Raw genomic sequence first — 18,667 nt, 5'->3', positions numbered from 1 at the left:
AATATTAAGAGTGCTTTCTAAATTTTGAATAGCGGCTAATTACCCTGAGGGGTTGGACAATTTTTGATTGTAAGGAAAATCTGGCAGGAGGGAATTGGCAAATGGCAAGATATGTAGCAAAACGTTTCGTTTCTATGCTGATTACGCTTTTTCTGGTGGCGACGGCAACATTTTTTCTGATGCATGCCGTTCCCGGGCAGCCCTTTGAAATCAGCAGGGAAACGCCGGACAGCGTCAGGGAAGCGCTTTATCGGCAATATGGCCTTGATAAGCCTTTATGGGAGCAATATTTGATTTATATGCAGAACTTGCTGCACGGCGATTTTGGCGTTTCCATGAAGTACAAGAGCCAGAGCGTGATTGGCGATGTCACTGCCGGGATGCCGGTTTCGGCTGTTATCGGTTTTGGCGGCGTCTTGATTGGTTGCCTGGTCGGAGCGGTGTTGGGAGCGACCGCCGCCCTAAAGAACAAAGGCTTTATGGATTATTTTGTTATTGTGCTGGCGATTTTGGGGGTGTCGATTCCCAATTTTGTGTTTGGCTCACTCCTTCAGCACTACTTTGCCGTGGAATGGAAATTATTTCCGATACAGGGCTGGAAAGGCGCGCAATATGCGGTGCTGCCGATTGCGGCCGCCACTTTTACCAATATTGCGTATTATGCCCGAATGCTGCGAACCAGTATGCTGGATACGATGGGGCAGGATTATATTTATACCGCGAAAAGCAAGGGCTTAACGCAAAATGAAATCGTCCGCAAGCACATGCTGCGCAACTCTTTCCTGCCGCTGGTAACTTCCTTAGGGCCAATGTGTGCCGGTGTCTTAACCGGTAATTTCGTGATTGAAAAAATCTTCAATGTGCCCGGCATCGGACAGTCGATGATTACTGCCATTCAAAACTCGGATTATACCATGATTATGGGACTGACGATTATCTTTTCTTTTATTTCGGTTGTTTGTTATTTTATTGTCGACATTGTTTACGGGCTGGTTGACCCGCGCATCCGGATTGCGGGATAGGAGGAAAGGGCATGGCAGAAAAGGAAAAAGTGCAGGTTATGGACTTGCAGAGCTTGGATGACACGCTGTTTGAGCGGGATGATTCCGCCTATGTTGACGCGGATAAAATCAACCGGCCGTCCCTGACCTATTGGAGCGATGCCTGGCGCAGGTTTAAAGCCAATCGGGTGGCAATGGTATCGGCAGTTATTTTGATTGGAATTATTTTAATGGCGATTTTTCAGCCGATGGCCAGTAAATATGCCTATGATGAGCAGGACTGGATGTGTATCAATCAGGGGCCGTCAGCGGAGCATTGGTTTGGCACGGATGAGCTGGGGCGTGATATTTTCGTCCGCTGCTGGGAAGGCGCGCGGGTTAGTCTGATGATTGCCTTTGTGGTCGCGGTTTTAAACGGAACGATTGGTATTTTGTACGGCGGGATTGCCGGTTATTTCGGCGGATTGGCCGATAATCTGATGATGCGTTTCTGTGAGTTGATTGCTTCTATTCCGCAAATGCTGTGGGTGGTGCTTTTGATTTTGGTGATGCGGCCGGGTGTTTTTCCGATTATTTTAGCGATTGCGGCCACCGGCTGGATCGGCATGGCGCGTCTTTTTCGCGGACAGGTCTTTTCTTTAAAAGAATCCGAGTTTGTGATGGCCAGCCGGACGATGGGGGCGGGCAGTCTGCATATCATTTGGCGGCATTTGCTGCCCAACGCCATGAGCCCGATTATTATCAGCATGGCCAATGTCATTCCCGGCGCGATTTTTTCAGAGGCGTTTTTAAGCTATATTGGCTTGGGTGTACCGCTGCCGACGGCCAGCTGGGGCGTTTTGGCCAGCGATGGCGCCGGTAAGCTGTTAAACTTCCCGTATCAGTTATTGTTCCCGTCTTTTCTGATCTGCATTACCATGCTGTGTTTTAATCTGATGGGCGACGGACTGCGGGATGCTTTGGATCCGCGCATGAGGCAGTAAGGAGGAGAAAAATGGGGGAACATAAGGAAGGCACATTGTTAGAGGTTATCGATTTGGCTTTCTCCTTTAAGACTTATGCGGGAGAGGTGCAGGCAGTCAGGGGTGTCAGCTTTCGGCTGGAAAAAGGCAAAAGTCTGGGCATAGTCGGAGAATCCGGCTGCGGTAAATCGGTGACCGCCAAGACCATTATCGGCTTAAACCCGCCCAGGCCGAAAGGAATGTTAAAAAGAGGGGAAATCTGGTTTGCCGGCAGGGATTTGACTAAGGTTTCGGAGAAGGAAATGCAGAAGCTGCGGGCGCAGGAAATTCGCATGATTTTTCAGGACCCGATGACCAGTTTAAATCCGACCATGACGATCGGGAAGCAAATTGCCGAGGGCATTTTAAAATATGGCAATAAAAGCAGAGAAGAAGCTAAAAAAATTGCGCTCAGTACCTTGGCTATGGCTGGAATCCCCAGCCCGGAGCAAAGATTTAAGCAGTATCCGCATGAGTTTTCCGGCGGGATGCGGCAGCGGGCAATGATTGCGCTGGCGATGGCGGTAAATCCCAAGCTGCTGATTGCTGATGAGCCGACAACGGCTCTGGATGTGACAATTCAGGCTCAGATTTTGGAGTTAATTAAAAATATTCAAAAGCAGTATGATACTTCGGTCATTATGATTACGCATGATTTAGGCGTTGTCGCCAATATTGCCGATGATATTGCGGTGATGTATGCCGGTAAAATCATGGAATATGGAAAAGCAGAAGATATTTTTGAGCAGCCGGCACACCCATATACCTGGGGTGTTTTGCAGTCGATTCCGCCGGAAGATACCAGCAGCCGGGAGCCTTTGCACCCGATTTTGGGAACGCCGCCGGATTTGCTTAACCCGCCGAGTGGGTGTCCGTTTGCCGCGCGCTGCCCCTATGCCATGAAAGCTTGTACTGCCCTGTATCCGCCGGTGTATGCTCAGGCCGGAGAAAAACATATTGCCTCCTGCTGGCTGTATCATGCCAAAGCACCGGCGGCAGTGAATCCAATTACCGGACGGGAGGTGGCAAGGCATGAGTGATACTATCCTAAAGACCGAGGACTTAAAGAAGTATTTTAAAATCAAGGGCGGGAAAACAGTCAAGGCCGTAGACGGCATTTCGATTACGGTCGAAAGAGGCAAAACACTGGGGCTGGTGGGAGAATCCGGCTGCGGCAAGTCGACATTGGGCCGGACTCTGATTCGGATTTATGAGCCGACCGGTGGGAGCATTACTTTAAACGGCAGGGATATCAGTGGCAAAAGCAGCAAACGCTTCCGTCAGGATTTGGCGCGGAGTATGCAGATGATTTTTCAGGATCCATACGCCTCTTTAAATCCGCGGATGACCGTTGCTCAAATTATCGCCGAAGGCTGGGATTTGAATCACGCGATTCGGATGACGCCGATAGAGAAAAAACAGCGGGTGGTAGAGCTGCTGCGGACGGTGGGCTTAAATGAAGAACATGCCGGGCGCTTTCCGCATGAGTTTTCCGGCGGCCAAAGGCAGCGGATTGGGATTGCCCGCGCCTTGTCAATGGAGCCGGAGCTGATTATCTGCGATGAGCCGATCAGCGCACTGGATGTTTCGATTCAGGCGCAAGTGATGAATCTGCTCCTGAACCTGCAGCGGGAAAAGGGGCTGTCCTATATTTTTATTGCGCATGACCTGTCAATGGTTCGCTATATTTCCGATACCGTAGCGGTCATGTATCTGGGTCAGATTATGGAATATGCTTCCAATAAAGAATTATATGAAAACCCGCAGCACCCCTATACCAAGGCTTTGTTTTCGGCTATTCCGGTGGCCAATCCCAAGCTGGAAAAGCAAAAAAGCCGAATCCGCTTGGAGGGCGAGATTCCCAGCCCAATCAACGCACCGAAGGGCTGTAAGTTTTGCACCAGATGCTCCTATGCCAAACCGCTTTGTTTTGAACAGCCGCCGGCTCTAAAAGAATACGCCCCCGGTCATAAAGTGGCTTGTCATTTATTGGCATAAGACAAGCGTCAAAAGTATGAAATCCGCAGCCAGCTTGCTTGCACAAGGATTTCCATACTTGATATATTATCTAATTTATTATTTTTTAATGGCTAATGTATGGGCAACCATAAGTTTTAATTAAAAACAGGAGGGAAGAAAATGAAAAAACGAAGAGCAAAGGTGGGAAGTTTTTTACTGGCGTTGGTGATGATTTTCAGTTTGGCAGCCTGTGGCGGAACGAAGGAAGAAACGAAGACTCCTGAGGAAAAAAAGCCGACCGAAACAACCAAGGAAAAAGAGGACAATAAGGGAACGGAAGAAGGCACTAAGACGCCGGAGCCTGCCGGCAGCGAACTGGCGGCGGAACAGGTATTTCGGATGGCCATCAATAATGAACCAGCCACATTAGACCCGTGGGTCAATAACTCCGGTGAAGCCGGCGTGCTGGTAGCGGCTGTGCATGAGCCGATGCTGCGCAAAACCAATGATGAAAAAGGCTGGGAGCCGGCGTTGATGACCGATTATCAGCATAATGATGCCTATACCGTCCATACCCTGACCCTGCGCGAAGGCGCTAAGTGGGCGGACGGCACGCCGATTACAATGGATGATGTCATTGCCAGCTTTCATCGGGTCCTGAATCCGGAAATGAAATCGGCTATTGCTTATAAATACTTTATCATCAACAATGCCGAAAAGTTTTATGAAGGTCAGGCCGATGCTGCGCAGTTAGGTGTACAGGCCAAGGATGACAAAACCTTGGAGATTACGACCGGCGAGCCTTGCGATTATTTTATTGACCTTTTAACGGCGGCCAGTTTTGCGCCGGTGCAGAAGGCAGCAGCGGAAAGCCTTGGCGATACCTATGGTACCGATGTTGATAAGATAGTAGCATCCGGCCCCTTTAAGATGACGGAATGGGTTCATAAGAATGCCATCACTTTGGAAAAAAATGAAAATTATTGGGATGCGGCCAATGTAACTCTGGAAAAAATTGAGATTACGATTACGTCTGACAGCAATACCGTTCAGGGTATGTATAAAAACGATGAGCTCAGCATTTTAAGAGTTTCGGATGAGCTCCTGCCGCAGTACGCCGATGAGCGGATTGTCGATAACCCGCAGCTGAGAAATACTTTTATTGAGTTTAATCCGAATCATAACGAGTTTTTGGCGAATAAAAATATTCGGGAAGCACTGTCCATCACCTTTAACCGCAAGGCATTTGCCGAGCAGGTCATGCATAACGGCGCGCTGGCTGCCTATGGTCTGGTGCCTTACGGGATTAAGGGGCTAAAGGGGGGAGATTTCCGCGAGCAGGCAGGCCCGGTTGTTAAGGATGCTTCCGATCAGGCGGAAATCGACAGAGCCAAAGAATTGTTTGCCAAGGGACTATCCGAAATCGGCAAGACAAAAGAAGATATGGAAAAGGGCTTTGCTATTCAATGTCTGGAAAGAGGAAAAGTTCAGGCTCAGGCCATTCAGGGGATGTGGAAAAGCAATCTGGGGTTGGAAATGCCGGTTAGCGTACTGGACTTTAACGTTATCCTGCCGATGCTGATAGAGGGTACCTTTGACTGTGTCATCGGCGGCGGTCAGGATTCGGATTACCGGGATCCGCAGGGCTTTATGCAGTTCATTTATGATGAAAACAAATGGGATAATGCCGAGTTTAAGGCACTGGTAGAAAAAGCGCATACGCAGACCGGTGACGAAAGAATCCAGACTTGGATGGATATTGAAAAGATGGTTTTGGATAATTTCATTTATATCCCTCAGGTCTATGCGACCAATCATTTTGCGGTGAAGGCCAATGTACAGGGTCTGGCCATTTTTACCTATGGTTATCAGTTTGACTTCAAACATGTGGCTATTACCAAATAGGTGAAAGATTTGATAAGATTTACCGGCTCTGTGGCGGGAAATGCGATACAGTTCAGGCAAGCCATTCGGAATTCATCGAAATGCAAAATAACCCTGCCTTAACCCTTAGAGAAAGTTAAGGTCTGAATTGTAATCAAGATAGCGGGAGCAGGTGACTGCTCCCGTTTGCTGTGTGCCGGAAAAAACAGGGAAGGACGGAAAGGCGATATGAACGAAAAAAAAGAACTGGCCGATCAGCGGCTATCACCGGCTTATGAAACTTCCATGCTAAATCCCGGTCAGGCGGAAAAATCCTATCCGGGGCTGGGGGGATGGTATGCGGCTGTGCAGGCTGAAATTGCCGGTGGTTATGAGGATGAATGTTTGGGTAAAAAGGCGCTGGCGGCTGCCAAGGAGTGGCTGGCTGAAGAAGCAGCTGCCATATTTAAGGACAAGCGGGAGGAAAGTCCGGCCGGTTTAAAGGCGGCGCTGGCAGGACTGTGGAAGCGTTATTTGCTGCGCACCGCCGAGGCGCGAGCGCTGGATTGGGCTAAGGAAATGACCCGGACCGGAGCAGAAAATCCCTACGAAGCAGTGCTCTGGAAAGCAAACGCCGATACTGATAGCTGGATGGAGGAATACGGCCTGCCGGTGACTGCTCTGGAGCGGGAGATGATGCGGTTTTGGTTTTCGCTCCCGCCAGAAAAACTAAAATCAATGGGCAATATCATTGCCGATGCTCTTTTGCATGGCTTTATCAGTCAAAGTCGGGATAGAAGAGGCCGCAGCCGGGTACGGTTTTTCTATCAGCTGGGGCAGGAGGCATTGGCTCGGGAGGTAGTCAGGGCGTTTCGGGAGCGGGGCTTACAGCCGGTGATTACCGCGCCCCATACGCTGGATACACCCAGCCAATATCAGGTTGACCATCGGTTTGACCGCTATTATGGACTGGATCAGGAGCTGCTGGCAGCGGAGCAAAGCGCGTATGAAAAAGCAATGCGCGGCTATGAAGCGGAATTAAAAGATACCTGCGGCATGGTCGGGATTGAACAGTTTGGGATTGAGCCGGTTATTTTGACACCCTGCCCGGATGCTTTGCATTTGACTCAAGAGATGCAGGCTTTGTCCGCACAATTAGAGAGCCGGAAAGCGGAGTTAGAGGCGGAATGGATTCGGCCGGCGGAGATTTCCTTCTGTAAGATTGCGTTCCCCAATCGGCTGGTGGGAGAGCGGTTTGAAGAAATTTTTCAAGACTTTTTTGCTTTGAATGAAACGGTCTCAGCGCCCTATGAATTGGTGCAGCAGACATTGATTGACGCGCTGGATACCTGTGAATATGCGGAAGTAAAAGGCTATCAGGGAAATGAAACGAATATCACAGTCAGCTTGTGGCCGCTTTCGCAGCCGGATGTGCAGACCAAGTTTTTAAACTGCGGGGGCGACTTGAATATTCCCTATGGCGAGGTTTTTACTACGCCTCGGCTGGCGGGTACGACCGGGCTTTGGCATGTTGAGGAAATCTGCCTAAAGGGCGTTTTTTATCATGACCTGCGGCTGACCTTTCAGGATGGCTGGGTGATTCGGGCTGACTGCCGGGAAGGAGCGGAATATGTTCGGAAAAATCTGCTCTATCCGTGGGACAAGCTGACGATGGGCGAATTTGCCATCGGCACCAATACCAGCGCCTATGCCATTGCCCAAAAATATGGGATTGGTTCGCGCCTGCCGATTTTGATTTATGAAAAAATGGGGCCGCATATGGCCATTGGCGATCCCTGCTTTGCCCGGTCGGAAGACGCGGCAATTTATAATATGTATGATCACAAGGAAATGGTCTGCCGGGAAAATGAAGTAACCGGAGAAAGAAAGCAAAAAAATGTATATTTTGGCAAGCATATTGATATTACTTTGCCGTATCATCAGGTCGAGTATTTAAGAGGTGTGCGGGCGGACGGAAGCAAGCTGGAAATTATTGGCCACGGCAGATTTGTGCTGGCCGGAACGGATGCACTCAATGAGGGGCTTTGTGTGGTGCAGAAGGAGGAACAGGGGCAATGAAAACATTATATTTAGGAAAATGGCTGTATACGGCTAATCTGGCAGGAGAAACCATTGAGGACTTTGCTATGATGACCGAGGATGGAAAAATCCTTTGGATTAAGGGTCAAACCGACATAAATATTGAGCCGGCCGATCAGACTGTGGATTTGGGTGAGGCTTATGTTGTGCCCGGCTTTATTGACTGCCATCTTCATTTTTTAGGAGAACCGAGCCGCGGCGGCGGAGAGTATACCAATAAGAACCGAGAAATTGCCAATGTCGTATGCGAGGGTGCGGCCAATGTCGGCCGGCTTTTAAAGGCGGGAGTGGTGGCTTGTCGGGATTTGGGTTCGTACCGGGGATATGTGCTGGGGATTCGGGATGCGATTAACCGGGGGCTGATGAAAGGGCCGAAGGTACTGGCCTGCGGTTATGCCATTTGTGCCAGAGGCGGACATGGTTATGAGATTTGCTATGAAACGGATGGGGCGGATTCGATTCGGAGAGCGGTTCGGCAGGCGATAAAGGATGGGGCTGACGTGATTAAACTGATGGCTTCCGGCGGCGTTAATTCTCCGGGACCGGAACCGGCGCCCTGCGAACTGACAGTCGAGGAAATTAAGACTGCGATTGAGACCGCTCATAACCGGGGACGAAAGGTAGCCGCCCATGCACACGGCAATACGGCAATTCGCCGCTGCGTGGAGGCCGGTGTCGATTCGATTGAGCATGGCGTGTTTATGACCGAGGATGTGATGGAACAAATGGCGGCACAGGGCACTTTTTTAGTGCCGACCTTATGTGCGCCTTATTATGCGGTACAGGAAGGAATCAAGCAGGAGCCGGATAATCCGGATCATAAAAAAAGCCAGGAGATTTTGCAGCGGCATCGGGATATGCTGAAAAAATGCTGGCAAAAGGGAGTCAAAATCGCCATGGGAAGTGATGCCGGCTGTCCTTTCAATCCGCATGAAACCGCTGCTCATGAGATGGTGCTGATGGTCATGGCCGGGCTTACTCCCAAGGCGGCCGTAGATGCGGCCACCAGAGGCGGTGCTGAACTATTGGGACTTAGTGAACTGGGGTCGCTGGAAGCGGGCAAAGCCGCCAGCTTTGTCTGTCTGAAAGGCAATCCTTTGGAAAACATAGAGTATGTCGATGCAGTAAGCGCTTTATATATGAACGGAAAGAAAATAAACTTAAATTAAGGCAAAAGCTTACAGTTCAGGCAAGTTACTTGTCATTTGCCGAAAGGAAATGATAAGTGCGGGCGTTGATCAATATCTTGTCAGACTTGATATTGCTTGCAGACAAGTTTGCCGGGATATCAAATCGAAAGGCTGTGGCCGGAGCGGTAAGCAGAAGAAGGAGAAGAAAGTGGCAGAATTTTCGTTTTATCAACCGACCAGATTGGATTTTGGAGCAGGAAAGCTGGAAAAATTAGGTCAGATTACAGCCGCATACGGTCAGAGCTGTTTGCTGGTAACGACTTCCAAGGAAGAGGCGGCACTGCGCCCGCTGTATGAGAGAGTGAAAAAAATCTTGGATGCGGCCGGTGTCCGCTATGTTCATTTTGATGAGGTCGTGCCGAATCCTGATATCAAAGGGATTGCCAAAGCCAGCGAAATCGTCAGGCGGGAAAAGTTAGAAGTGGTAGTGGCGGTCGGCGGCGGCAGTTCAATGGATACGGCCAAGGCGATTGCTTTGTTTTGGGAAGCGGAGACGGTCGATTGGAAAGAGGCCTTTGGCAAGTATTCCAGTCCGTTTGCCGTTTATGAGCTGCCCGGCAGCAAAGCGCTGCCGATTGTTGCCGTGCCGACAACGGCCGGAACTGGGAGCGAAGTAACGCAGGCCATGATTTTATCCGATCAGGAACATCAGGATAAGGAGTGCGTATATCATCAGGCGGCATTTCCCCAAGCAGCCATTGTTGATCCGGAGCTGTGCCGGACGCTGCCGCCGTATCTGACGGCAGTTACCGGTTTTGATGCCTTTACCCATGCTTTTGAAAGCTATATGCGGGAATTGGCTTCCCCCTACACCCGGATGCTGGGAATAGAGGCGATGAAAACGGTTATTCGGGCACTGCCGAAGCTGATGCAGGAGCCGGACAATATGGAATGTCGGGAGGCTATGTCCAGAGCGGCGGTCTTTGCCGGAATATCGCTCAGCAATGCATCCGCTGATATTCCTCATCCCCTGAGCGAAGTGATTGGCGGGGTGGTTCCCCGAATTGCGCATGGCCAGTGTCTGGCCTGTGTCTACCCGGCTTATTTACGTTTCCGGATTACCAATCTGCCGGAAAAATGTGCGGATATTGCCCGCCTGTTTGACCCGGCCTTGGCTCAGGTTTCGGCGGAGGAAGCGGCGGCTCATTTGCCGGGGCAGATGGAGGAATTTTTAAAATCCATTGGTATTTATAATACATTAGCGGATTTGGGTGTAACTAGGGAGCAGTTGGCGGAAATGAAAACCAACTTTGTCTTTAATGTGCTGCCCTTTGCGCCCAAAGAAATCCTGCTGGGGATGATGGATGCCGCTTATGGAAAGGAGCAGGCATGATTAAGTTTCGGGATATCCCTTTTTTAAGATTGGATATGGCGGCCTATCGCCGGCATTTTGAAGAAGAACTGGCGCGTTTTGAGACGGCGGAGCGCTTTGAAGAAGCGTATGATGCCTTGCTGGATTTGGACACGCTGATGGTCAAATATCAGACAATGGCTACGATTTGTGAAATTCGCAATACGATGGATGTAACTGATTCGTTTTATAAGGCAGAAGCGGCTTATTGCGATGCGATTCGGCCGGAATATGACGCGCTGGAGAACCGGCTGCATCAAGCGCTGGTTAAAAGCCCCTACCGGCAAAGGCTGGCGGAGTACACCGGTCAGGAGGTGTTTTTGCGGGCGGAGCTGAAAGAACGCTGCTTTTCGCCGGATATTGCCGCGGATTTGCGTGAGGAAAATCGCCTGTCAGCCCGCTATTCGGAGATGACGGCTACGCTGATGGCCGATACCGACCAGGGCCGGGTGCCGCTGTCCGGCCTCGGGCAGAAATTAGTCAGTGAAAACCGGACAGAAAGAAGCAAGTACAATAAGATTGCCGAGGAAAGCTGGGCCGGCATCGGGCCGGAATTGGATGCGGTTTATGATGGACTGGTTAAAATCAGGGCTAAGATTGCGAAAAAGCTGGGCATGGACAGCTATACGCAATTCGGCTATTGCCAGATGGGACGAACCAGCTATGGCAAAGAGGAAGTGCAGGCCTTTCGCCGAGCCGTTAAGGAAAAGTTAGTGCCGGTCATGACGGAGATTTTTGCGGCGCAAAAGGCTCGTCTGGGAGTGGAAACGCTGTTTCAGTACGATGAGGATTTTAATTTTCCGGGGGATCAGTTTACGATTACCGATCAGGTAGTAGAGGCTTTTCACCGGATATACGGTGATATGTCGAAGGAAACGGCAGTTTATTATGATGAACTGACAAGGGGCGAGTACTATGACCTGTCGCTCCGGCCGGGCAAGATTAACGGCGCATACTCGAATCTGGTGGGGCGTTACAATATGCCGTTTATCTTTGAAACCTATAATGCCACCTTCGGAGCGTTAAAAACCTTTGCTCACGAAACGGGACATGGCTTTCATTCTTATTTAAAGCGAAGCGAGGCGTTTCGCTTTACCGAAGGCTGCGGTTCGGATTTGGCGGAAATTCACTCAATGAGCATGGAATTTCTGGTTTGGCCGTATTTAAGTGCAGTCATGCCGGAGGAGCAAATAGGCAAATATCAATATCAGCATTTAAAAGCGGCACTGGCCTTTATCCCTTATGGCTGTGCCGTGGATGAATTTCAGGAAACCGTTTACGATCGGCCTGAAATGACACCGCCGGAGCGCCGGCAGCTTTGGCAGAAGCTGGAAAGAGAATATATGCCGGCTCGCTGCTTTGAAAATCAGATTTTTTATAGCGAGGGTCGTTTTTGGCAGAAGCAGACGCATATTTATAAATGGCCGTTTTATTATATTGATTATGTATTGGCGCAAGCCTGCGCACTGCAGGTGCATTTTTTAAGCGCGGACAACCGGGAGGCGGGCTGGCAATGCTATATGGATATTTTGCGCTTCAGCGGCAAGTGGGGCTTTGCCGATACGCTGCAAAAGGCCGGGCTGAAATCGCCGTTTGCTGCCGGTGTGATAGAGGAACTGGCGCAGAAAGCGCTGGCTGAGATGAATCGGCTTAAGGTTTAAGGAGGCGGATTGGATTGAATCAGGCGATTTACATTAAAAACGGCACGATTGCCACGATGGGGCCGGCCGGAATCTTAGATGGCGGCGCAGTCCTATTGAGTGACGGAAAAATAAAATATGCCGGCATAGCAGAGGATATTAATTTACCGGTTCAGGACTGTCAATTGATTGATGCGGCGGGCGGGTTTGTGATGCCGGGAATCGTTGATGCGCACAGCCATATCGGTATATTTGAATCCGGTATCGGCGATGCCGGGGTAGACGGCAATGAAACGAATGACCCGATTACGCCGGAAATGAGGGGCTTGGATGGGATTTATCCTTTGGATCCGGAATTCGTCCGGGCGTATCAGGCCGGTGTAACTTGTGTAGCAACCGGGCCCGGCAGCGGCAATCCGATTGGCGGTCAGTTTTTGGCGATGAAAACCAAGGGCCGGGTGATGGAAGAAATGGTCATTAAAGAGCCGCTGGCTATGAAGATGGCTTTTGGTGAAAATCCCAAAAACATCTATGGCAAAAACCGGACGCCGGCGACCCGAATGGGTGTGGCGGCGCTGATTCGAGAGGCACTGTATAAGGCGGCGGAATACAGCGGCAAAAAGGAAAGAGCGCAGGGCAATCCCGATAAGCTGCCGCCCTTTGACATGAAGCTGGAGGCTTTGCTGCCGGTGGTGAAAGGGGAACTTTTGGTCAAGGCACATGCCCACCGAGCCGACGACATTATGACGGCGCTTCGGATTGCCGAGGAATTTGGTCTGAATATGACGATTGAGCATTGCACGGAAGGGCATTTGATAGCGGATGAACTGGCGCGGAAAAACCGAATTGTGATTTTGGGGCCGTTTACCGGTTTTCCCCATAAAAATGAGGTCATTCATCAGGATGAGTCCGCGGCAGGCATCTTAGAGCGAGCCGGAGTGAAGGTGGCGCTGATGACCGATTTGCCGGGGATGCATGAGGAAAATCTGGTGGTTTGCGCCGGAATTTGCTGCCGCAAGGGCATGAGTGAAGAAGGGGCTTTAAAAGCGATTACTATTCAGGCGGCTCAAGCGATTGGACTGGACGGCCGGCTGGGTTCGCTGGAAGCAGGCAAAGATGCCGATGTGGCAATATTTGATAAGAATCCGGTTAAATATTTGGATGCCAAATGTATCTGTACTATTATTGACGGCAGGGTTGTCTATCAAAGATAATAGGGGCTTTTCTTAAACTTTGAACAGGAGGTATGAAGATGAAACATATTAAAATTGCAGCGGGGCTGGCTCATGTCAGCTATGCCCGAATTGCTGACCGGGCTTTGGAAGCGATTGAAGGCGGAGTTGATTATATTCATTCCGATGCGGCGGATATGTATGATTTAAAGAATATGCAGCTGATGGGCGGCCCGCAGATTATTGCCGGTCTCAGGGAAGTGACGGATATGCATATTGAGTGCCATATTTACACGATTGAATGTGACCGCCTGTTTGTAGAAAAGTTGGCGGCGGCCGGCTGCAATATGCTGATTGTACCGGCGGAACATTTTATCGGTGCGCCGCTGGCATATTTGATTAACTATTGCCGAGAGTTTGGCATGAAAATTGGCCTGACCGTCGGCTGCTATACGCCGCTTTGCTTTGTAGACGAGTCGATTAACGATATCGACCGGCTGCATATCGTTACGCATGGCGTAGATGAAACCGACGGTCAGGACAACTGGGGCTGGAGAAAATCGGTCATTGACATGCTGCACCGAGCCAGAAAGCTGATTGATGAAAAAAATCCGCGCTGTGAATTGGCGATTGACGGCGGTCTGCGCTGGGACAACATGGACAAGCTGATTGCCGCTAATCCCGATGTTATCGTCTTGTCATCGGCGATTTTCAAAGACCCGGACGGAATCAAAGCCGGTGTCAGCAAATGCCGGCAGGCGATTGATCAGGCGGCGGCCAAGTATGGGTTGGAATAAATAAAACTCTGTCTTGTCGAAGCGCAGACTGCTTTGACAAGACAGAGTAAGCCCAAGGGTCACGCCCTGCGTGACGAATTAAGCCGGATACATTAGCCAGTTTAATGTGTGCTAAAAATGAATGAGATATCAGCAATATTCCGCTTTTACAAACCGGCGCAGGGCGTCGAGTGAGCGGATAACTTTTTCGGTCGGAATACAATAGGCCATGCGGAAATAGCCGGGCAGGCCGAAGCTGTCGCTGGGAACGACTACTAAGTCATATTTCAGCGCTTTTTCGGCAAATGCATTGGCATCCGGTTCCAAGGCCTTGGGGAAAATATAAAAGGTACCGTCCGGCCGCTGGACGGTAAAGCCCAGTTCGGTCAGAGTATCGTACAGCAAGCCGGCGTTGGTTTCATAAACCGAAAAATCAGAGGTCAGCTCCAAGGCTTCGGCAATGGCCAGCTGCATCAGCGAGGACGGACAGTTGTGGCCGATGCCGCGCGAGATTTGGCCGCACATCGCGGTCAAAACCGCGGATTTGCCGATGGCCGGATGGAAGGCGACATAGCCGATGCGCTCGCCCGGCACCGACAGTGATTTGGAGAAGGAATAGCACATAATGCTCCGGTCATAAAAGGTTGACGGATTGGGAGCGTCTACTCCGGCAAAAACGATTTCCCGGTAGGGCTCGTCGGAAATCAAATAAATTTCATGGCCGTATTCTTTTTCTTTGGCCTGCAGCAAATCGGCCAGTTGTTGCAGGGTATCTTTATTGTAAACCGCGCCGGATGGGTTATTGGGCGTGTTAATCAGGACCGCCATGGTTTTGGGGCTGATGATTTTTTCCAGTTCGGCAAAATGGATTTGAAAATGCTCGGTATCGGCTGGTACGACCTTTAGAACCGCGCCGGTCAAATTGACATAGGCGGTATACTCAGGGAAATGAGGAGCAAAGGTAATCACTTCATCACCCGGCACGGTAACGCAACGGAGGGCGTGAGCAACCGCTCCGGCGGCTCCGGACGTCGGGAAAATATCGGCTGCCTGATAGGGAATCCCGAACCGGCGGTGCAGGGAAGCAGCAATGGCTTCTTTGACTGCGGGAATACCCAAAGTCGGGCTGTAACCGTGGAGCTTTACCGGGTTTTCCGTTTGCAGCAGCCGAATCAGGATATCAGTAAACGCGGCCGGCGTGGGAACGGAAGGGTTGCCCAAGGTGTAGTCAAAAACATTCTCATAGCCGATTTCCCGGCCACGTTCGGCGGAAAACTCGGATAAGGTGCGGATAACAGATTTTTTAGACAGCATTTCTTCATAAAAAGCAGCAATCATAAGGAACTCCTTTCAAAATCGGGTGAGTTAAGCAGAAAAATGTCCGAGAAAAGCGGACTTTTGGTCGGGGTTTCGGTTGGAATCAATTTACCAAAGCGATTTACGGCACCGGGAAGCAGTACCGGTTTTGCAAGCAGTATACCATATTTGTTGGAATTTGGCGAGGGGATATTTGCGGGGAGAAACTTATTTTGAAGCGGGCGGGAGTTTTTCAGGAAACGGCGAAAAAGGAAAGCTGACGGCTCGGCGGCATTTTCTGCTGACAGGACGGAGAGGTTTGTATGTATTTAAGTGGAATGAACTGTCATTATCGGTATTATGATTTGGAGTTTTGTTTTAAAAAGCTGAGCGAAACAGGCTTTCAAAAAATGGAACTATGGACGGGACCAATGCATTTTTACGTTGATTACAGAACGAATGAAGATCCGGAAAAATTACAGCTTTTGTCCAGGAAATATGGGATTGATATTATTGCTGTCTGCCCGGAGCAGACTAACCCCAAACCCAATAATATTGCGTCTGCTTCCCGGCAGGACGATATTTTTAATTATTATCAAAGAATCATTGATATTGCCGAAAAATGCAAAAGCAAAAAAGTTACGGTTACTTCCGGCTGGGCATATCGGAATGAAAACTTTGAGCAGGCCTATGAACGATCCGTCAAAATGATTCGGAGGATTGCAAGGTATGCAGCCGAAAAAGGAATCAGTTTAGTAATGGAGGCATTGCAGCCGGAGGAATCCATATTAGTAAACAGCAGTAAAGATTTGAAAAAATATATTGACCGGGTCGGCGAGCATAATTTAAAGGTATGTATTGATTTTGGAGCAATGGCGAAAATGGGCGAAACGATTGATGATTATTTTGAAAACTGCGGCAGTTTAATTGAACATATCCATTTTGTGGACGGAAAGCCGACCGGACATTTGGCGTATCCCGACGGCGACCGGGATATTGTCGCTGACCTGCAGGCATTACAGCAGCATGGGTATCAAGGCTATTTATCTTGTGAGAGCGTGGCAGGTATTTACTATGAAAAACCGTGGATTGCAGATGAGAAAAATTATAAGGCTTTTCTCAAGGGAAAGGAGGAATTGGAAAAAAGCCGGGATTTCATCATTTGTTGAGTGATAAATGAAAGGAAGACGCAGCGGAGAAGGATTTTTAGAAAGGGGTGATTGAGTTGATAAAGCTTTTAAGGGTTGACCATCGCCTGTTGCACGGACAGGTTGCCTTTTCATGGACGAACAGTGTTAAGGCAGACTGTATTTTGGTGGCAAGCGATCAGGTAGTCAATGACGACATCTGGAAAACCACGTTGAAGTTAGGGAAACCGTCGGGAGTAAAGCTGGTGATTAAGAATATGCAGGATGCAATAGAAGCGATAAACGGCGGAGCAACGGACAAATATAATTTGCTGATAGTTGTCCAGACGATAGACGATGCCTATACTTTTACAAAGAACTGCGGGCAAATCAAAAGTATTAATTTGGGCGGTACTTTGAACAAACCGGAGTATACTCAAATCAGTAAACAGATATTTGTCAGCGATGACCAGATGGCAATGCTTAACGAACTGATAGCAATGGGGCTGGAGGTTGAAGCCAGACAACTGGCAAACGAGCCGAAGCAAATATTTGATGCGCAAATAAAAGACAAGAAAGGGGAAAAGTTATGATACAGGCTTTGCTGATAGGACTGATAGGCGCTTTGGGGGTAATGGACTATCAAATGGGAACTCTTTATATCTTCCGGCCAATTGTACTGGGAACCATTACCGGAGCCGTGCTGGGGGATGTGCAGCAGGGATTGATTATTGGCGCGACCTTAGAACTATTTTTCTTAGGCGCAGTCAGTATCGGGGCTTATATTCCGCCGGATGTAATTGTGGGCGGAGTTCTGGCAACGGCATTTGCCATCACCACTGGCTCAGGGGCAGAAGTAGCGGTAACTTTGGCTATGCCGATTGCGCTGGTTTCTTCGGCAGTGGGAAATCTGCTGGACGTCGTTTCACCACTGATTTTAAGGATAGCCGATCAGGCGGCAACAGAGGGAGACGATAAAAAAATAGTGGTAGTTCATTGGGTATTGGGACTTTTAAATGTAGGCAGAAGATTTTTCCTCATCTTCTTTGCGTATTGGATTGGTGTTGAGCAGGTGAGCAAGCTGCTCGATATACTTCCGCAGCAGATCATTGACGGCATGGGCGCTGCCGCCGGGCTCCTTCCGGCATTGGGTCTGGCGATGCTGATGAAAATGATTCTGAATAAGCGAGTATTGCCTTATTATTTTCTGGGCTTTGCCTTAGCGGCATTCTTTAATGCTTCCACTCTGGCGGTGGCGGTATTGGGAACGATATTGGTTATTGGCAAGTTTGGTTTTAATGAGGGCAAATTAAGTATGAATAACAATACAGCCGTAGGAGGTGACGAGGATGACTTCTAATAATAATTCTAATAATTCTTTAATAACCAAAAAAGATTTGAATAAAATGGCGTTAAATCAGGGCAGTTTGGGGATGGAGTTTTCATGGAACTATTTGGGGCAGATGCACCTGGCCTTTGGTCTGATGATGAACCAAATTCTGAAAAAAATATATGCCAATGACAAAGAAGGCTATGCGCAGGCGCTGAAAAGAAACTGTGAGTTCTTTAATATAACGCCGCAATTTGCGCCGTTTGTAGGTGGGATTGTGGCCAGTATGGAGGAAAAGCATGCCAAAGGAGAGATTGACAGTCAGGCCATATCCAGCACCAAAACTGCTCTGATGGGGCCTTTAAGCGGGATAGGAGATTCTATCTTCCTGGGCTGCATCCGAATCATTGCTCTGGGCGTAGGCATATCGTTAGCCCTGCAAGGCAATATTTTGGGCCCGGTATTATACTTCCTGATTTATAATATTCCGGCCTTTGCCCTGAGAATATATGGCGCGCAGATTGGCTATAAGCTGGGCTTTAGTTATCTGAGCAAAATGGGAAATAACAATATGATGGATAAGCTGATGTATGCGGCCGGCATTTTGGGAATTATGGTAATTGGCTGTATGTCAAAGGATATGGTTTGGACGGGCATTGCGTTTAACATTGGCAGCGGCGATACAGCGACCTCGTTTCAATCGGTGCTGGATTCTATTCTGCCCGGCATGGTCGGTCTTGGCGTTACATGGCTGTATTATTGGCTGTTAAATAAAAAAATCAATCCGATTGTTATTATTTTAGGAACGATTGTTATTGGTATTGCAGGCGTTTACGCAGGATTTTTCGGATAGGAGAGAAT

General features: G+C 49.2%; 17 protein-coding genes. 16 read left to right on the top strand and 1 reads right to left on the bottom strand.

Annotated elements, in window-relative coordinates; genetic code table 11:
- Positions 1 to 101: 101 nt before the first annotated feature.
- The 11 genes from C3V36_04540 (at position 102) to C3V36_04490 (ending at position 14,074) form a co-directional block, all read left to right on the top strand.
- On the top strand, positions 102 to 1,022 hold the full coding sequence (locus C3V36_04540) for a peptide ABC transporter permease (GenBank protein AVM68576.1): 921 nt from the start codon (positions 102 to 104) through the stop codon (positions 1,020 to 1,022).
- Positions 1,023 to 1,060: 38 nt separating this feature from the next.
- Entirely contained in the window at positions 1,061 to 1,984 is a 924-nt protein-coding gene (locus tag C3V36_04535) for a diguanylate cyclase (protein ID AVM70440.1), read from the top strand.
- 11 nt (positions 1,985 to 1,995) lie between these two features.
- Positions 1,996 to 3,042 carry a peptide ABC transporter ATP-binding protein gene (locus C3V36_04530; GenBank protein ID AVM68575.1) on the top strand — a complete coding sequence of 349 codons (1,047 nt, stop codon included), beginning with the start codon at positions 1,996 to 1,998 and terminating at the stop codon, positions 3,040 to 3,042.
- Positions 3,035 to 4,000 carry an oligopeptide ABC transporter ATP-binding protein OppF gene (locus C3V36_04525; GenBank protein ID AVM68574.1) on the top strand — a complete coding sequence of 322 codons (966 nt, stop codon included), beginning with the start codon at positions 3,035 to 3,037 and terminating at the stop codon, positions 3,998 to 4,000. The genes C3V36_04530 and C3V36_04525 overlap by 8 nt, the downstream gene beginning before the upstream one ends.
- A gap of 141 nt (positions 4,001 to 4,141) precedes the next feature.
- Positions 4,142 to 5,866, top strand: a complete 1,725-nt coding sequence (locus C3V36_04520; GenBank protein AVM68573.1) for a hypothetical protein — start codon at positions 4,142 to 4,144, stop codon at positions 5,864 to 5,866.
- A gap of 207 nt (positions 5,867 to 6,073) precedes the next feature.
- Positions 6,074 to 7,903 (top strand): hypothetical protein, encoded by a 1,830-nt coding sequence (locus C3V36_04515; GenBank protein AVM68572.1) that lies wholly within the window; start codon positions 6,074 to 6,076, stop codon positions 7,901 to 7,903.
- Positions 7,900 to 9,093, top strand: a complete 1,194-nt coding sequence (locus C3V36_04510) for an amidohydrolase family protein (GenBank protein AVM68571.1) — start codon at positions 7,900 to 7,902, stop codon at positions 9,091 to 9,093. The genes C3V36_04515 and C3V36_04510 overlap by 4 nt, the downstream gene beginning before the upstream one ends.
- A 49-nt stretch (positions 9,094 to 9,142) precedes the next feature.
- Positions 9,143 to 10,447 carry an alcohol dehydrogenase gene (locus C3V36_04505; protein ID AVM68570.1) on the top strand — a complete coding sequence of 435 codons (1,305 nt, stop codon included), beginning with the start codon at positions 9,143 to 9,145 and terminating at the stop codon, positions 10,445 to 10,447.
- Positions 10,444 to 12,126: a hypothetical protein gene (locus C3V36_04500; protein ID AVM68569.1), complete on the top strand. Its 1,683-nt coding sequence runs from the start codon at positions 10,444 to 10,446 to the stop codon at positions 12,124 to 12,126. The genes C3V36_04505 and C3V36_04500 overlap by 4 nt, the downstream gene beginning before the upstream one ends.
- Positions 12,127 to 12,182: 56 nt before the next feature.
- Positions 12,183 to 13,319, top strand: coding sequence for an amidohydrolase (locus C3V36_04495; protein ID AVM70439.1), 1,137 nt, complete (start codon positions 12,183 to 12,185; stop codon positions 13,317 to 13,319).
- Positions 13,320 to 13,357: 38 nt separating this feature from the next.
- A complete protein-coding gene (locus tag C3V36_04490) occupies positions 13,358 to 14,074 on the top strand; it encodes a pentose-5-phosphate 3-epimerase (protein ID AVM68568.1) in 717 nt (238 codons plus the stop codon).
- Between the two features lie 129 nt (positions 14,075 to 14,203).
- On the opposite strand, the gene C3V36_04485 is transcribed toward C3V36_04490, so the two are convergent.
- A complete protein-coding gene (locus C3V36_04485; GenBank protein AVM68567.1) occupies positions 14,204 to 15,391 on the bottom strand; it encodes a pyridoxal phosphate-dependent aminotransferase in 1,188 nt (395 codons plus the stop codon).
- 76 nt (positions 15,392 to 15,467) lie between these two features.
- Here C3V36_04485 and C3V36_04480 point away from each other — a divergent pair, with 76 nt between their 5' ends.
- The 5 genes from C3V36_04480 to C3V36_04460 are packed head-to-tail and all read left to right on the top strand — an operon-like array spanning position 15,468 to position 18,659.
- The gene (locus tag C3V36_04480) at positions 15,468 to 15,713 is read left to right on the top strand and encodes a hypothetical protein (protein ID AVM68566.1); all 246 of its coding nucleotides are present in this window, start codon (positions 15,468 to 15,470) and stop codon (positions 15,711 to 15,713) included.
- On the top strand, positions 15,673 to 16,518 hold the full coding sequence (locus C3V36_04475) for an endonuclease (protein AVM68565.1): 846 nt from the start codon (positions 15,673 to 15,675) through the stop codon (positions 16,516 to 16,518). The genes C3V36_04480 and C3V36_04475 overlap by 41 nt, the downstream gene beginning before the upstream one ends.
- Positions 16,519 to 16,574: 56 nt before the next feature.
- Positions 16,575 to 17,069, top strand: a complete 495-nt coding sequence (locus C3V36_04470) for a PTS mannose/fructose/sorbose transporter subunit IIB (GenBank protein ID AVM70438.1) — start codon at positions 16,575 to 16,577, stop codon at positions 17,067 to 17,069.
- Positions 17,066 to 17,836, top strand: a complete 771-nt coding sequence (locus C3V36_04465; GenBank protein AVM68564.1) for a PTS sugar transporter — start codon at positions 17,066 to 17,068, stop codon at positions 17,834 to 17,836. The genes C3V36_04470 and C3V36_04465 overlap by 4 nt, the downstream gene beginning before the upstream one ends.
- The gene (locus C3V36_04460; GenBank protein ID AVM68563.1) at positions 17,826 to 18,659 is read left to right on the top strand and encodes a PTS mannose transporter subunit IID; all 834 of its coding nucleotides are present in this window, start codon (positions 17,826 to 17,828) and stop codon (positions 18,657 to 18,659) included. The genes C3V36_04465 and C3V36_04460 overlap by 11 nt, the downstream gene beginning before the upstream one ends.
- Positions 18,660 to 18,667: the final 8 nt, after the last annotated feature.

It is taken from the genome of Lachnospiraceae bacterium oral taxon 500, assembly GCA_002999035.1.
Classification (GTDB): Bacteria; Bacillota; Clostridia; order Lachnospirales; family Vallitaleaceae; genus W11650.
The sequence above is the reverse complement of the archived record's forward strand: the minus strand, read 5'-3'. Positions and strand labels throughout refer to the sequence as shown.

Bases quoted from the DNA above. Each gene is read 5' to 3' on its own strand.
- C3V36_04530 (AVM68575.1), top strand. From the start codon at position 1,996: ATGGGGGAACATAAGGAAGGCACATTGTTAGAGGTTATCGATTTGGCT.
- C3V36_04465 (AVM68564.1), top strand. From the start codon at position 17,066: ATGATACAGGCTTTGCTGATAGGACTGATAGGCGCTTTGGGGGTAATG.
- C3V36_04510 (AVM68571.1), top strand. From the start codon at position 7,900: ATGAAAACATTATATTTAGGAAAATGGCTGTATACGGCTAATCTGGCA.
- C3V36_04490 (AVM68568.1), top strand. From the start codon at position 13,358: ATGAAACATATTAAAATTGCAGCGGGGCTGGCTCATGTCAGCTATGCC.
- C3V36_04525 (AVM68574.1), top strand. From the start codon at position 3,035: ATGAGTGATACTATCCTAAAGACCGAGGACTTAAAGAAGTATTTTAAA.
- C3V36_04535 (AVM70440.1), top strand. From the start codon at position 1,061: ATGGACTTGCAGAGCTTGGATGACACGCTGTTTGAGCGGGATGATTCC.
- C3V36_04475 (AVM68565.1), top strand. From the start codon at position 15,673: ATGTATTTAAGTGGAATGAACTGTCATTATCGGTATTATGATTTGGAG.
- C3V36_04495 (AVM70439.1), top strand. From the start codon at position 12,183: ATGGGGCCGGCCGGAATCTTAGATGGCGGCGCAGTCCTATTGAGTGAC.
- C3V36_04520 (AVM68573.1), top strand. From the start codon at position 4,142: ATGAAAAAACGAAGAGCAAAGGTGGGAAGTTTTTTACTGGCGTTGGTG.
- C3V36_04460 (AVM68563.1), top strand. From the start codon at position 17,826: ATGACTTCTAATAATAATTCTAATAATTCTTTAATAACCAAAAAAGAT.
- C3V36_04485 (AVM68567.1), bottom strand. From the start codon at position 15,391: ATGATTGCTGCTTTTTATGAAGAAATGCTGTCTAAAAAATCTGTTATC.
- C3V36_04500 (AVM68569.1), top strand. From the start codon at position 10,444: ATGATTAAGTTTCGGGATATCCCTTTTTTAAGATTGGATATGGCGGCC.
- C3V36_04505 (AVM68570.1), top strand. From the start codon at position 9,143: ATGATAAGTGCGGGCGTTGATCAATATCTTGTCAGACTTGATATTGCT.
- C3V36_04540 (AVM68576.1), top strand. From the start codon at position 102: ATGGCAAGATATGTAGCAAAACGTTTCGTTTCTATGCTGATTACGCTT.
- C3V36_04515 (AVM68572.1), top strand. From the start codon at position 6,074: ATGAACGAAAAAAAAGAACTGGCCGATCAGCGGCTATCACCGGCTTAT.